This is a genomic window from Algoriphagus winogradskyi (assembly GCF_900182815.1).
Taxonomy (GTDB): domain Bacteria; phylum Bacteroidota; class Bacteroidia; order Cytophagales; family Cyclobacteriaceae; genus Algoriphagus; species Algoriphagus winogradskyi.
The window spans coordinates 800,290-814,043 of sequence record NZ_FXUA01000001.1 but is presented as its reverse complement, the minus strand read 5'-3'; the positions used below and the strand labels follow the sequence as shown (position 1 = coordinate 814,043).

13 protein-coding genes and 1 tRNA gene are annotated in these 13,754 nt (G+C 40.7%); 4 read left to right on the top strand and 10 right to left on the bottom strand.

Annotated elements, in window-relative coordinates; all coding sequences use genetic code 11:
* Positions 1-15 precede the first annotated feature (15 nt).
* The 3 genes from QOL76_RS03480 to QOL76_RS03470 all read right to left on the bottom strand — a co-directional run bounded on the left by QOL76_RS03480 (position 16) and on the right by QOL76_RS03470 (position 3,243).
* The gene (locus tag QOL76_RS03480) at positions 16-2,289 is read right to left on the bottom strand and encodes a glycoside hydrolase family 20 protein (protein WP_283411634.1); all 2,274 of its coding nucleotides are present in this window, start codon (positions 2,287-2,289) and stop codon (positions 16-18) included.
* A gap of 239 nt (positions 2,290-2,528) precedes the next feature.
* Positions 2,529-2,602, bottom strand: a tRNA-Asn gene (locus QOL76_RS03475).
* 239 nt (positions 2,603-2,841) lie between these two features.
* Complete coding sequence (locus QOL76_RS03470) at positions 2,842-3,243, bottom strand: hypothetical protein (protein ID WP_283411633.1); 402 nt, start codon at positions 3,241-3,243, stop codon at positions 2,842-2,844.
* A 131-nt stretch (positions 3,244-3,374) separates the two neighbouring features.
* On the opposite strand from QOL76_RS03470, the gene QOL76_RS03465 reads away from it, so the two are divergent.
* Together QOL76_RS03465 and ctlX are read left to right on the top strand one after the other, a co-directional pair.
* Positions 3,375-4,244 carry a hypothetical protein gene (locus QOL76_RS03465; protein ID WP_283411632.1) on the top strand — a complete coding sequence of 290 codons (870 nt, stop codon included), beginning with the start codon at positions 3,375-3,377 and terminating at the stop codon, positions 4,242-4,244.
* A complete protein-coding gene (gene ctlX, locus QOL76_RS03460; RefSeq protein WP_283411631.1) occupies positions 4,244-5,179 on the top strand; it encodes a citrulline utilization hydrolase CtlX in 936 nt (311 codons plus the stop codon). Before QOL76_RS03465 ends, ctlX begins: the two co-directional genes overlap by 1 nt.
* A gap of 247 nt (positions 5,180-5,426) precedes the next feature.
* Here ctlX and QOL76_RS03455 read toward each other — a convergent pair whose 3' ends face one another.
* Both QOL76_RS03455 and purB read right to left on the bottom strand, forming a co-directional pair.
* A complete protein-coding gene (locus tag QOL76_RS03455) occupies positions 5,427-5,564 on the bottom strand; it encodes a hypothetical protein (protein ID WP_283411630.1) in 138 nt (45 codons plus the stop codon).
* Positions 5,565-5,930: 366 nt separating this feature from the next.
* A complete protein-coding gene (gene purB / locus QOL76_RS03450) occupies positions 5,931-7,274 on the bottom strand; it encodes an adenylosuccinate lyase (protein WP_283411629.1) in 1,344 nt (447 codons plus the stop codon).
* Positions 7,275-7,492: 218 nt separating this feature from the next.
* On the opposite strand from purB, the gene QOL76_RS03445 reads away from it, so the two are divergent.
* Together QOL76_RS03445 and QOL76_RS03440 are read left to right on the top strand one after the other, a co-directional pair.
* Positions 7,493-8,596 (top strand): ferredoxin--NADP reductase, encoded by a 1,104-nt coding sequence (locus QOL76_RS03445; protein WP_283411628.1) that lies wholly within the window; start codon positions 7,493-7,495, stop codon positions 8,594-8,596.
* Positions 8,571-9,113 (top strand): hypothetical protein, encoded by a 543-nt coding sequence (locus QOL76_RS03440; protein WP_283411627.1) that lies wholly within the window; start codon positions 8,571-8,573, stop codon positions 9,111-9,113. The genes QOL76_RS03445 and QOL76_RS03440 overlap by 26 nt, the downstream gene beginning before the upstream one ends.
* Positions 9,114-9,312: 199 nt before the next feature.
* Here the strand turns inward: QOL76_RS03440 and QOL76_RS03435 are convergent, their stop codons facing one another.
* The 5 genes from QOL76_RS03435 to QOL76_RS03415 form a co-directional block, all read right to left on the bottom strand.
* Positions 9,313-10,242 carry a DUF4097 family beta strand repeat-containing protein gene (locus QOL76_RS03435; protein WP_283411626.1) on the bottom strand — a complete coding sequence of 310 codons (930 nt, stop codon included), beginning with the start codon at positions 10,240-10,242 and terminating at the stop codon, positions 9,313-9,315.
* 12 nt (positions 10,243-10,254) lie between these two features.
* Entirely contained in the window at positions 10,255-11,055 is an 801-nt protein-coding gene (locus QOL76_RS03430; RefSeq protein WP_283411625.1) for an outer membrane beta-barrel protein, read from the bottom strand.
* Between the two features lie 123 nt (positions 11,056-11,178).
* Positions 11,179-12,210, bottom strand: a complete 1,032-nt coding sequence (locus QOL76_RS03425; RefSeq protein ID WP_283411624.1) for an outer membrane beta-barrel protein — start codon at positions 12,208-12,210, stop codon at positions 11,179-11,181.
* Between the two features lie 119 nt (positions 12,211-12,329).
* Positions 12,330-13,127: a hypothetical protein gene (locus QOL76_RS03420; protein ID WP_283411623.1), complete on the bottom strand. Its 798-nt coding sequence runs from the start codon at positions 13,125-13,127 to the stop codon at positions 12,330-12,332.
* Positions 13,120-13,689, bottom strand: coding sequence for an RNA polymerase sigma factor (locus tag QOL76_RS03415; protein WP_111612127.1), 570 nt, complete (start codon positions 13,687-13,689; stop codon positions 13,120-13,122). The genes QOL76_RS03420 and QOL76_RS03415 overlap by 8 nt, the downstream gene beginning before the upstream one ends.
* Between the last annotated feature and the right edge of the window lie 65 nt (positions 13,690-13,754).

Genomic DNA, 13,754 nt, shown 5'->3' with positions numbered 1-13,754 from the left:
ACTTTTTAAAAATGACTAATTAATGACCAATTCGTCTACGAAAATAAACCCTCTCTGAACGTTTGGAGCGACCACTTTTACGTATCGCGCTTCTTTTCCTTCCAAGGATCCTTTGAAGTCTTTAACCACTTTAGTTTTTTCAGTGATGGGAATATCGTTGTCAATTTTCAGAATGGATTCAAAATTTTCCCCATCATCAGAAATAGCAACTTCTACGTATTCAGGCATAAATACTCCTGGCCCGGCGGCTTGCATAAAAGAAGCAGAGATGGAGTTTAGGGTAGTTTTTTCACCCATATCCACGGTTACCGCAAAGTCATTCGTAAAGCCTTGCCATTTGCCATCATTGTAGGATTCTTCGCCTCGGTAGCCATCGGTCATGCTTCCTGCATCACCTGCAGGGTACGATTTGTTCCATGGCTTGAGATACTCCACTGATTTACCTATTGCCTTATGGTAGTCTACTTGCTTATGAAGTACTGGCTCGGTGATCTTCCCGTCTTGAAAAACAGCTGCTGCGATATTGGCGCTTCCGTTGACGAAAAATTCTCCTTTATACAGGTTGGACGCAGTAGTTGGTTGAGAGCCATCCGTGGTATAGTAGATGGTAGGTTTGCTGATTTCGCTCTCCAGTGTGATTCCTATCTGCTTTGCCTCTGTATCCACATTCATAAAGGGGATAAGCTTTGTGGATGGGTTGTATTCGTATTTTACTCCAAGTTGGTCAAGTCGAAGTAGCTGACCATTAAGTCGGGTTTTAAAAGAATCCCAATCTTGGGCTTCTTCGACGGACCAAGCTCTTTCTGCCAAGGCCAGCACATTTGGGAAAAGCATAGCATCAGCTAGCGCCTCAGAAGGTATAGTTTCGGTCCAAAGGCAAGCTTGCATACCTTTGATTTTATCCGAAAGCTCTTTTGGGAATTTTGATCCCAAGAGTGGCTTGTTATAAATGTCAAATAGCTTGGAATTAGGAGAAGAGAAATAAAATGGATCACCGGGAGTTAGGATGACTTCATTCCCATTTTGCGCAGCTTTATCAGGGACTTCAGCTACCCAGTTTCGCCAGTACATTACTTTCAAATTAGGATCAATTCCCCCAGCCATGGCATCGTCCCAGACTACCACTTCTTTGCCGTTTTTTTGCAGAAAAGCTGAAACTCTGTTTACAAAATAGGATTGCAGTTCATTTACGTTATTCATTCCATTTTCCTTCATGAATTTCTGAGCAGCAGTTGACTCTTCCCAGGTCTTTTTCTCTACTTCATCGGCTCCGATATGGATGTATTTTGAAGGGAAAATGTCCATTACTTCTGTTAGTACATTTTCTACAAACGTGTAAACTTCTTCATTTACAGGACAAAGTGGGGTAGAAAACAAATCTCCCCAGGCTGCTTCACCATTACAGGCCAATTCGGGAAATATCGCTATTGCAGCCATCATATGTCCCGGCATATCTATTTCGGGGATGATCTCAACATGTTTGGTTTGCGCATACTTTACAAATTCGCGAAGTTCATCCTGAGTATAATATCCTCCATAATATGGAGTTCCATCCCGCATTTCTATGTGCTTTGATTCCAAAGCAAATCGTGGGTCCTCCTTGGATTTTTCTATGCAAATAGAGTCTTGTTCATTGAACGTTCTCCAGGCTCCCTGCTCCGTGAGTTCAGGATATTTTTTGATTTCTATTCTCCAGCCTTGATCATCAGTCAGGTGTAAATGGAGTTTATTGAGTTTATAAAGCGATAGCAAATCCACATAGCGTCGAAGGTAATCCATGGAGAAAAAATGCCTTGAAACATCTAGATGCATTGCCCGCCAGTCGTATTGAGGTTGGTCATTAATCTCCAGTTCAGGGAAGGTGATTCCTTCACTAATTTGCCCGGACTCAAAGCTGGCAGGTAGTAGCTGCCTTAGGGTAATCATACCATAAAATATACCTTGAGCATCTCCGGCTTCCAAGAGTATTTTGTCAGCAGAGATGGAAAGATGGTAAGATTCTGGAGTGTCAGAGTTTTCTGATTTCCTGATTTCCAATATGTTTTTTCCAGTTCCATCAGAGAGTTTTTGGCCAAGTGCCTGCTGCATCATGGATTGAAAAAAGGCGATTTCCTCCGAAAACTCTTCCTGGTTCTGAACGAGTAGCTGGGTGTTGGAACTCAAGTGAAATTGACCACTTCCAGTTTCAATCTGAGAAGGGTAAGGAACTATAGAAAATTCGATAGATTCTGGTGAGCTGCAAGATGCAAGTGCCAAAAGGGTGGAAGCGAAAAAAGCAAGATACTTCAAAATAAATCAGTCTAGGTGAACTGCAAAGGTAGCCGTGAAATACTATAGCCGGAAACCAGTGTTGTAAAAATAATGTAACTAACGGAAGGAGGCAGATGCTGTGTTTTGTAATTGATTTTATTAGAGCAACTTTATTGTAACCCCTCAATGGAAAAACAGCAGGTTTTTAAGAGAATTTTGACTTCAATAATTTTGGTCAAAAAAAAAGCCTCAAATCTTACGAAATGAGGCTTTAGGTGCTCCTCCTCAAGGACTTGAACCTTGGACCCTCTGATTAACAGTCAGATGCTCTAACCAACTGAGCTAAGGAGGAATTTTGTGTTTCATTCGGAGCTTGTTCCGAATTGGTGATGCAAATGTAGGAGGCTATTCCAATTATTCCAAACTACAATCAGGAAAAACTACATGTTTTTACTTTGTGTGTTGTTTTTGTATTCAAAATCAGAGACTTAATTTTTTGAATAATTTGTTACTTTTTTTGATTGATGTTGCAAGCAGGCTTTCTAGGTAGTGTTTTTTGATCACAAAGAATTTGGAACTGAACCTACATTCTTACTTTTGGTCTTTCACGCTGAATTTCCGGGTCATGACTTTTACATACCTTGTTTTGCGGAAGCGTAAAGCAGACCAGTTTTCGTTGATGGCAATTTGTCTGACACTTTCATAATCAAACTCACCTAGATACTTCCATCCAGAATCGCGATTTATTTGAGCTTTGTATCGCTTAGAAGTTCTTTTGGGGTAGGCTAGCCAAATCTGCTGATCGTCTGTGGCAAGATTCTGCATCACAGAAAAGTGTTTTTTCACTTCTTGTTCCGTCTGGACAAAAGCCAGCATAAAATCGGGGTTTTTGCTACCATCTAACAAGCCTTCTGCTTTCCATTCGATAATTAATCCCTCAAGTTCTGCCGGGCAGTTCCATACTTGAATGTTCATACCCTCTTTCCATGTCATTTTCTTTAGAATTGGGTTCATAGGTAGTGTATATGATGTCCACTAATATAAAAATTCCCTTCCAAGCTGATGTATAATAGCGTGCCTACTCGGGCATTTTATTTACTTTTGAATGTATCTAAGGCTATCTTATGAAAATATCAGTCAGCGCAATCCTATTATTTTTTTCATTTTCCTGCGTTAATGCACAGGAGGAATTACTTACAGCTTTTAGTGAAGGAATTGCTGTTTCTACATTAATCGATAAGGAGTTAGATGAGATATCAGGCCTTTCCTGCAGTAGGACCCTTCCCGGGTTGATGTATGTACATAATGATAGCGGGGGAGAAGCGGCTATATTTATATTGGATTCCACCGGGAATAATGTGGGGAAAATTGAGTTTCTCGGAGCTCAAAATAGAGACTGGGAGGATATTGCAGTAGGTCCTGGAGCAGATGGTAAATCCTATATCTATGTTGGCGAAATTGGAGATAATAATGCTGCTTATAATGAAGTCGCTATTTATAGAGTGCCAGAGCCAATGAAAAAGGAATCAATTACGCAGGTAATTCCGGAAAAGCAGACATTTAACTATCCTGGAGGTGCTAGAGATGCGGAATCTCTGATGGTTGATCCCGTTTCAGGAGATATTTTCATAGTGTCCAAGCGAGATAGTGTAAATACACTTTATAGATTGCCTGCTGAGAAATTTGGAACTCTTGATGTAGAATTAGAGGAGTTGATTAAGTTGCCTTTTACCAGCGCTACTGGGGCAGATATTTCAGCTGATGGAAGTCAGATTCTAGTCAAAAATTACCTGGAAATATATTACTGGCAGAGAAAAGAAGGGGAGTCTATCGAGAAAGCCATGAGTAGAACTCCTATTCAATTGCCATATTCTCCAGAGCCTCAGGGTGAGGCAATAGGTTTTTTGCCGAGCGGAAAAGCATACTATACCTTGAGTGAAAAACGATTCGATCTGGATCCCGTTCTTTATAAGTACACAGCTAAAAAGCCTTAATGCAAACTACCTCTACTATTCTGATGGTTCGTCCAGCAAACTTTGGGTTCAATCCCGAAACTGCTGAAAATAACTTTTATCAACAATCAGATAATAGACCTGCTTCTGAGATCAATGCGTTGGCGCAGAAGGAATTTGATGGATTTGTGGCAATGCTGCGAGATCAAGGAGTACAGGTGATCGTGGAGGATGATACTTCTGATCCAATCAAGCCCGATGCTGTCTTCCCCAACAACTGGTTTAGCACACATCCTGACGGTAGATTGATTCTATATCCTATGTTTTCTCCTACGCGAAGACTAGAAAGAAGAAAGGATTTTGTGGAGGATCTGATGCAGCGGAAATTTAAAGTTGAGGAAATCATTGATTTAAGTTTTTTTGAGGAGGATGAGCAGTATTTAGAAGGGACTGGCAGTATGGTTATAGATCATCAGTCCAAAATAATTTATGCTTGTTTTTCAGAACGAACCCATACCATTCCTCTGGACTATCTAGGCAAGCTGCTTGGGTATAAAGTAATAGGTTTTCATGCTGTGCAGGAGAATCAAGGGGTACTTTCTCCTATTTATCATACGAATGTAATGATGCATGTAGGCACAGACTTAGCAGTTGTTTGTTTGGATAGTATTCCGAAAGCTTCTGAAAAGCAGGCTGTGCAGAAGTGTCTAACTCAAGCCGGTAAAAAAGTGGTTCCTATCACTCCTAAGCAAAAGTTTCATTTCGCAGGGAATATGCTTGAGGTAGGGAATGACGGCGGGGAAAAGTTCACCGTTATGTCTGAAACTGCACTGGACTCGTTGAATGTGGGGCAGATTCAACTGATAGAAAAATTCTCAACCATCATAAGCCCTTCTATTCCTACAATAGAAAAATTAGGAGGTGGAAGTGCACGCTGTATGATGGCTGAGATCTTTTTGCCTGTGGCAACTAATTGATTTTAGGAAGTCCTTAGCCACCGTCAGTGTCTCACACACGGTTTTCGATTAATACATTTTCTAGGAGATTATCCGCAAAAATGGCATGTACCTTAGATCCTTGGTTATCTGGTCGAAAGACCGATGACTTCCACACAGGCGGGACAGGCCGAAGCGGCCTTAATTCTTAAATTTTACCTATCCTTTTTTTCTTTTGACTCCATCCTGGTACAAAAGCAGACATACATATCTTGGAATAGTGTAATCCCTACTCAATTTCTGGATCTACTTTCTTTTTTCTCAAAAGTTCGGTTTTTCCTAATTCGGAAATGTTTTTAACCGAATCAATAGCCGCATTTGTAACTTGATTCTCTTGAGTTGAAGTTGTTGTTTTTTTATTTTTCATAACATTAAGCTTTAGAGTGTTTAAAGTCTAAACAGCAGTTGAGTGTATTTGAACTGCTATTTATTCTGTTTGATGAAAGTAAATTACTGATAATTTATTGGAAAAGTACAATCAAACTTGTCTAATTAACACTACCAGAGCTCTATGAATGATTTTCATGGTAAAAAAGTAAGATTTACTGACTTTAATTATTGCAAATTAAATTCAAGTTGATCCTGAAATAAAGAAAGCTTAGAGTTTCAAGAATTGTTTTCAAATCTTGAAACCCTAAGCTCAAACCAAAGTTTACTTATCCGACATCCGACATCCGACATCCGACATCCGACATCCGACATCCGACATCCGACATCCGACATCCGACATCAATTAAATTCCAGTATAGTTAAATGGTGAAATCACACTTAGCTCAGCCTTCAATTCATCCGAGATCGGTAGGTTGGCGATGAACTCAGCAATAGATTTTTCGGTGATTTTTGTATTCGTTCTGGTAAGGTCTTTTAGCGCTTCATAAGGTTTTGGGAATCCTTCTCTTCTCAATACCGTTTGAATTGCTTCCGCTACCACCGCCCAGTTTTCCTCCAAATCCGATTGTATAGCTGCTTCATTCAATTCTAATTTACCAAGTCCTTTCAGCAAAGACTCAAAAGAAATCAGCATATGACCAAGTGGCACACCGATGATTCTTAAAACTGTGCTGTCTGTCAAATCCCGCTGCAATCTCGAAACAGGAAGTTTTGCAGCCAAGTGCTCCAAAAGGGCATTGGCAATACCTAAATTCCCCTCCGCATTCTCGAAGTCAATCGGGTTTACCTTGTGTGGCATCGCAGATGATCCGATTTCCCCAGCTTTGATCTTTTGCTTGAAGTAATTCATAGCCACATACTGCCACACATCCTTAGACAAGTCCAAAAGAATGGTATTGATTCTTTTCAATCCATCAAAAACAGCTGCCAGATTATCATAATGCTCAATCTGCGTAGTTGGGTAGCTTCTTTCCAAGCCTAAATATTCACCCACAAACTGAAACGCAAACTCATTCCACTTAAATTCTGGATAAGCAACATGGTGCGCATTCATATTGCCTGTTGCTCCACCAAATTTTGCTGAGTAAGGGATGTGGTGAAGCAGTTCAAGCTGCTTTTTTAATCTCACTACAAACACCTCGATTTCCTTGCCCAGCCGGGTAGGGGAGGCAGGTTGACCATGCGTTTTTGCTAGCATTGGAATATCCTTCCAATCTTTGGCCAATACATGAAGTCTATCGATTACAGCATTAAGCTGAGGTAAAATCACTTCATTCAAGCCTTCCTTTAACATCAGTGGCGTAGCCGTGTTATTGATGTCCTGGGAAGTCAGTCCAAAGTGAATAAATTCTTTGTGTGCTTCTAAACCTAGCGCATCGAATTTTTCCTTCAGGAAATATTCCACAGCCTTCACATCATGGTTTGTGATCTTTTCGGTGGCTTTGATGGTAGCTGCATCATCCATAGAAAAGTCAGAAACGATAGATCTTAGGTTTGCAAATAAGCCTTTATCAAAATCCTTAAGTTGAGGCAATGGAAGTTCGCAAAGTGCTATGAAATATTCCACTTCTACGTGCACTCTGTATTTGATCAGGGCAAATTCAGAAAAATATGCTCTCAGCGGAGCAGTTTTGCCAGCATAGCGTCCATCTACTGAAGTCACCGCGGTCAATGCATTTAATTCCATCTCTTTAAATCAATTTGGTTTTAGGAAGCTGTAAAGTTAATTTTTTGAAGCCAAAAGTTCGGTTTTGAGTAGGCTAATTCGGGAAATATCCTTCAATTAATTCGAACCACTAAAGCATAATCTGAGTTATCATGAGCAAATAATCAGTGACAAGCCAGAATATTTGGCTTTCAGCGTTAATTTTGCAACCGTTTAACAGATAAAAGCTCAGATCAGGAATGTTCAATTTATTTAAGAAAAAGAAGGAAGAGGTAAAGGCCCCACAGTTTTTGCCACTAAAAGTGAGAGAGGTAGTAAGAGAGACAGAGGATACAGTAACCTTGTATTTTGAGCAACCAGAACCGTTTTTGGACTATAAACCAGGTCAGTTTTTGACTTTGGTGATGGAGTTTGAAGGAAAAGAGCAGCGAAGATCTTACAGTTTGTGTACTTCGCCCTATGTGGATCCATTTCCCGGGATTTCTGTCAAGCGAGTGCCAAAAGGCAAATTCTCTAATTTTTTAAATGAACGAGTTTTTCCTGGAAAAACTATCAATGTGTTGAAGCCTTTGGGGAATTTCACCACTGATTTTCACTCCAAGAACAAGAAGCATTTCTTTTTAGTAGCCGCCGGAAGTGGTATCACGCCTATCATGGGTATTCTTAAATCTGTGCTGGTAAATGAGCCAAATTCCAAGGTTTCCTTGCTTTACTGCAGTAGAAATGAAGAGCAGATTATCTTCAAGAAGGAGTTAGCCGCATTGGCTGAGAAAAACCCTGATCGACTGGAAGTAATTCACAATCTAAGTCAGCCTTCGGAAGCTTGGACAGGGATGAAGGGTAGATTGACAAAGGAAAGTATTGCTGACTTTGCTAAGAAAGCTGAGTTGGATCCGGAATTTGAAAAAGAATATTTTGCCTGTGGTCCGGAAGGAATCATGGATAATGTGGTTGCTGTCTTGGAGGAGCTAGGTGTACCAAGTGAAAAAGTGCATCGAGAGAGCTTTTACTCTTCAGCTGCGGATAAAGCACATGAAGATGCTGCGCATGGGATTACAGGTGGTTTGTTGACAAGAGATATCACTGTGATTTTGGAAGGTGAGGAAAGTATTGTCACAGTTTCACCTGACAAAACCATACTAGAAGCTGGCCTTTCTCAGGATCTGAATATGCCATATAGCTGCCAAAGTGGATTATGTACGGCTTGTAGAGGTAGATTACTGAGTGGAAAAGTGAAAATGGATGAGGATGCTGGTCTTAGTCCAAATGAAATCGAAGCAGGTTATGTACTTTGCTGTGTAGGGCACCCACTAACAGATGATGTCAAAATCACCATTGAGTAATTTGGATAATAGCAACGAAACTCCAAATCTGGAAACTCAGGAATTCAGGAGGGTTTATAAAAACCTGGATAAACTTATTTTGGTCTTACTGATCTTGGTTTTACCACTTTTTGGGATGATCTATTTGTATCAGTCCAGCGGGGAAATCAAGTGGGATCTACCGGAGTTGCCTGCTTTTGTTGGTCAGGTTTTGTCAGGATTAGGAGTTGGTCTTTTGCTGGCGCAATACTTACTTTTCCGCAAGAAAATTAAGGCAGTTTTTCACACTGACAAGCTGTTGATGAAATTGAAGATTTATGCAAGCGCCACCAGAGAGCGATATTTAATACTTTTTGTGATTGCGCTGATCTGCTCAGCTGGATTGCTTTTTTTCGGGTCGGCTATTTACAACGTGATTTTTGCCGTGGCGCTATTCTTTTTTTCTGTAGCCAAGCCAACTCCTGAGCGAATACAAAAATTGCTAAAGCTGAATAAAGAGGATGCCGAAGTGATCAGGTTGGCTTCGAGACCAGATTGAGATTTTAGATGCAAGACGTTAGACGTTAGATTTAAGATTTTATAACCAAGAATATTCGATCTGAATGTTAGATTTCTACATTGATAATAATGTTGATTATCTGTGTTCTCTGCGTAATCCTCTGCGATCCCCGCGGTTAGAAAATACAAAAAAAGCCAACCCATGCGGATTGGCCTTTTCGGATTATTATAGCTAATGATTAGTTTTCTATTGAGATATTTCCTGAAGAAATAGACCCTTTTACCCAAGCAGAGGCATCATTATCAATTTCCAGATTTTTACCTGTATTGATTCCGCCTACCCTAAGATTTCCGGAGGACGCTTTCAAAGAGAAATTGAAGTCCTTCAAATTCGAAGAAGTTTGAATTTTGAAATTCCCTGAGGTACCGTTGAAGTTGGTGTTTCCGCTAAGCCCAGCATTAGTCGCTCTGATATTGCCAGATGTGAATTTCATGGAACCCAACGATCCAATGTTACTCAACTTTGCATTTCCTGAAGTAAGTGCAACACTTAATTCGCCTTTAATTCTATCTGCAGTCAATGAACCACTGGTTGATTTGTAGTCAACATTCCCACCCACATTGTTGATGTCTGCATTTCCTGAAGTTACTCCAGCTTCTATATCTCCAGATACTTTGTCTATATAAAGAGAGCCTGAACTGGCTTTGATGGTCAAATCGCCTGAGATGTTGGTGGCCGTGATTTTTCCTGATGAAACTCTCAGGTTGGTTTCATCACCTACTACTTTATCTACGGTCAAGGTTCCTGAGGAATTTTTCATGTCTAGGTCAATGTTCATTGGACCTGTGATTTTGATATAGCCCTTATTTCGATTGTTACCCCAGGAAGAATTGTTCGAACTTTGCTCGTAAGAGATCTTTAATACATCGCCGACTGTCACAAAAATGATGTCTTGATTTTCATTTGAAGATTCAAGAAATGCCTCCACATTCACATTAGAATCTGACCCACCTGAGAAGGTGACATCCAGCCAACCACCGCTAACTTCGATAGCCTTGATGTTGGAATAGTTTTTATTGGCGTCAACCAATACTTTTTGTGCAAAGCTGACCACTGAGATCAGTATCATGGCTAAGGCCAAGCTCGAAAATTTGAATAGTCTGTTCATAATTCTGGTTGTTTATCTGATAGTAACTCCGAAGCTGATTGCCTGTACCTCGGGGCCTAAGTTTTCTTGGAAAAGATTGTTTAAATCATAATTAAAGAATAAGGTGACGTCACTGACTCCTATCTCTGCACGTGCTCCGTAGCGGAAGTTTTCCACGTACATGTTAGACTTCTCAAATTGCTTTTGCTTTTTGCCGTTTTCATCGTCATAGACATATTTTCCTCTACCTCCGATTCTCACACCTGCGTATCCTCCGACTCCAAGACGGAGTTTTTGATTATTTGTAAGAATCGTAGGTACTAAAGTAAAGTTGAGGTAGGAAGCTGAGATTTTTGATTTGGTGCCTGTGCCAGGTCCTGCAAACTCTTCCCAAACGATTCCATCTGGAGTTTTTACGGCAATTAAGCTTCTGTCTTCTAATTTGAAATTATACCAGTTTACCCCAATAGAAGAGTACAAATGGAAGTTTTTAGAGATTTTGGTAGTTCCCATCAAATTGATAGCGTAGTACCAGGAACCCCAAGGCTTTACAGTAGGCATTCTGTCAGTAGGAGTCACCTGATTGATTCCCAACTCTGTGTCTATTCCGGCAGTGAATCGACGATTTTGTTTAAGATCTTTGATTTTCACTTCATCTGATTCTTCAATATCCAGAATCCATTTTCCGTCTTCTTTTTGTTGGTACGACCAAGTATTCCCAAAGACCTTTATTACTTTACTTTTCGTGTAAATCACCGTGTCTGGTTTGTCCTGAGCAAAGGCCTGGCTAAGTGATAGGACAAGAAATAATAGTGGTAGTAGTGTAGTTTTCATTATTTAAAAGGTTTGACGAAAAATTCGTTTTTAATAGTCAGGCTGAGCGAAGTCGAAGCCTATTCCGACCCGGATAGCTTGCTAGGTCGCTCAGTCTGACTCAAGTAGTGAAGATGAGATCGCTTAAAATACTATCCCAAAAGTGATCGGGTTAAGAGCAGGTCCTTTGTCTTCCTGGAATAATTCATTCAGGTCGTAAGTGGTAAAGAATTTAACTCTTCCGATTCCAAGTTCTCCACGGATACCGTATCTGAAATTCTGAAGGTAAAGACCAGTGTCTTGCTTGTCTTTCTTACGTCCAGATCCGCCTAATTCACGATAGACATATTTGGATTGTCCGCCTAGCCTGTAGCCAACATAAGGTCCTGCGGCAATTCTTACTCCACGGCGACCATTGTCATTCATTTTGCCAAAATCCAATTCCAACATCGTCATTGCGGTCAAATAAGAAGCAGATATCTTGCTTTTGAATCCGTCCACATCTGTTCTCTGGAGGAAATCAATTGAATCGTCACCTCTTACCGCTTGGAAATCTCGGTTTTCAAACTTGAAGTTGTAGAACTGGAATCCAAGTCCGAAGTCCCAATAGAAGCCTTTGGAAATACGTTGCGCAGCCATCCAGTTGATTCCTACATTCCAGCTTCCCCAGCCTTTTACAGCGTATGGATTATCAGAGGTTGGGAATTTCCCATCTTCCAGGTAGTTATTTACTCCCAGATCCAGATTAAAATAGGTTCTGAAAGGAGGGTCGCTTTTCCTTTTTAAGCCTGGCTCAAATCGGACTTTTGTGTTTTCACCGGTTTCATCTACCAGCAGACGCATATTGCCGATGTAAACTTCGGTCTCCGCTCCATCTTCTGTCACTTTAACCACTTGCTTGGATGAGCCATCTTTTTTCTTGATTTCAACGATGGTTGTTTCTCCGGTTTCTTCATTCTCTTCCAGATCCAGCTCACGGATGATCTGATTGATGTTCATCAGTTTTAGTTTTTCAAAATCCTCTTTACTGTTCACGATGATTACTATTCTTCCGGCTTTACCGAATTCCACCACTACACTGTCACTTAGAACGCCGTGGTCTACCGATGGCATGGTTCCCGCAAATCCCATTTGCACGATGGCCATCAAACAAAATAATAGAAGGTATTTTTTCATTGGTATTTAGAGTTTTCTATCAAATGGCATCCTGCATTTCGGGCAAAAAAGGTCTCCGATTGATGCATGGGGCATGCCCAATTTAATGTTGAGTTTCAAATTTTATGAGTTGGTGAAGTTTACTTTTCTGCTTTTGATTTTCGGGTGGTGATTGAGGCGAAGAGATTGTTTTTTGCATCCTGCAGGTCTGCAAACCCTTGATCTACTTTGCCCAATAAGTCCTCTACTTCGTTGACAGTTTTGCCGATTTCGGCGATTAGGTTTTTATCTTTTGGTTCTTCTTTGAGCCCACTGGAGTAGATTTTAACCCGGTACGCTGGTTCAGCTTCTACTGACTCTGTTGCTTGTGCTACAGCTTGTTCCAAGTTCAAAGGAGGTAGTTCCGCTTCTTTGAAATCAGGTGTTTCCACCTCGATTATGGGAGCTTCCGTTTTTATTGGCTTTGGTTCCTCTTTTACCTCGTTCATCGCGACTAGATTTTGAGGAGTTGTATTCTGAGGTTTTTGTGTGTTAGAAGAAGTATCAGCAGGCTTGGCTTTAGATTTTGTGGTAGTAGTAGTTGGTTTAGTATTCAATTCCTCAGCAGCCTGCTGATTTTCAATTTCGTTTTGCGTTTTCTCTGTTTCTTCAGGTGTTATGACTTCTGGTTGAGTTGGAGTGTCAATTACTTCTTCAGTGGTATTGTCAGCAAGCATTGGCTTTTCTACGGTCACATCTCCTTCCCTCAAGACAAAGTATCCAACCGTGAAAAGGATAGTAATAGTGGCAGCCGCTGCCCACCAAATCCCCTTGTAGGATTTAGTTTGCTGAGGAAGCTGAGATTCTAGCCTTTCCCAGGCAAGCTTGCTTGGTCTTTCGGTATGGTTTTCTAGTTTTTCTTTGAAAAACTGATCGAGATTATTTTTTTCCTTAGCCATTGATTCTCCTTTCTTTTGGTGTTTGACTGGCAATTTTTTCCTTCAAAGTATTCCTTGCCCGATTGAGCTGGGACTTTGAAGTGCTTTCTGTGATTCCCAGGAGATCTCCAATTTCCTGGTGCGAGAAACCTTCGATTGCGTAGAGGTTAAATACTGTCCGATATCCTACCGGAAGGCTTTCCACCATTCTCATCAAATCTTCAGTTTCCATATGGTTGAGCTCGTAGTTGTGATCCTGATATTCAGTCTCATTTTCCATGTTGATCTCCATCATAAGATGACGATGACTTCTCAGCGTCATGAGAGCTTGAGTGACGATGATTCGCTTCATCCAGCCTTCGAAACTTCCCTTTGACTGAAACTGAGGGAGTTTTTCAAAGATTTTCATAAAGCCTTCGATCATCACATCTTCGGCATGTTCCCGATCTTTTAGATATCGGATGCAGATGGCCAAGAATTTTCCCGAATACTGATCATACAGGTGGCGCTGCGCCATTCTATCTCCTTTGAGACATCCTTGTAGTAAATCTGATTCGTTTGAAAAATTGACTCTGCTGAACATTTGAATTAGCTTTCAATTAGGTAGATGCCCGTATTGAAAAAATGGTTGCGTGGGTAAGTGAAAAA

Excerpts from the sequence above, each read along its gene's own strand:
- QOL76_RS03470 (WP_283411633.1), bottom strand. The coding sequence starts at position 3,243 with ATGACATGGAAAGAGGGTATGAACATTCAAGTATGGAACTGCCCGGCA.
- QOL76_RS03465 (WP_283411632.1), top strand. The coding sequence starts at position 3,375 with ATGAAAATATCAGTCAGCGCAATCCTATTATTTTTTTCATTTTCCTGC.
- ctlX (WP_283411631.1), top strand. The coding sequence starts at position 4,244 with ATGCAAACTACCTCTACTATTCTGATGGTTCGTCCAGCAAACTTTGGG.
- QOL76_RS03455 (WP_283411630.1), bottom strand. The coding sequence starts at position 5,564 with ATGAAAAATAAAAAAACAACAACTTCAACTCAAGAGAATCAAGTTACA.
- purB (WP_283411629.1), bottom strand. The coding sequence starts at position 7,274 with ATGGAATTAAATGCATTGACCGCGGTGACTTCAGTAGATGGACGCTAT.
- QOL76_RS03445 (WP_283411628.1), top strand. The coding sequence starts at position 7,493 with ATGTTCAATTTATTTAAGAAAAAGAAGGAAGAGGTAAAGGCCCCACAG.
- QOL76_RS03440 (WP_283411627.1), top strand. The coding sequence starts at position 8,571 with ATGATGTCAAAATCACCATTGAGTAATTTGGATAATAGCAACGAAACT.
- QOL76_RS03435 (WP_283411626.1), bottom strand. The coding sequence starts at position 10,242 with ATGAACAGACTATTCAAATTTTCGAGCTTGGCCTTAGCCATGATACTG.
- QOL76_RS03430 (WP_283411625.1), bottom strand. The coding sequence starts at position 11,055 with ATGAAAACTACACTACTACCACTATTATTTCTTGTCCTATCACTTAGC.
- QOL76_RS03425 (WP_283411624.1), bottom strand. The coding sequence starts at position 12,210 with ATGAAAAAATACCTTCTATTATTTTGTTTGATGGCCATCGTGCAAATG.
- QOL76_RS03420 (WP_283411623.1), bottom strand. The coding sequence starts at position 13,127 with ATGGCTAAGGAAAAAAATAATCTCGATCAGTTTTTCAAAGAAAAACTA.
- QOL76_RS03415 (WP_111612127.1), bottom strand. The coding sequence starts at position 13,689 with ATGTTCAGCAGAGTCAATTTTTCAAACGAATCAGATTTACTACAAGGA.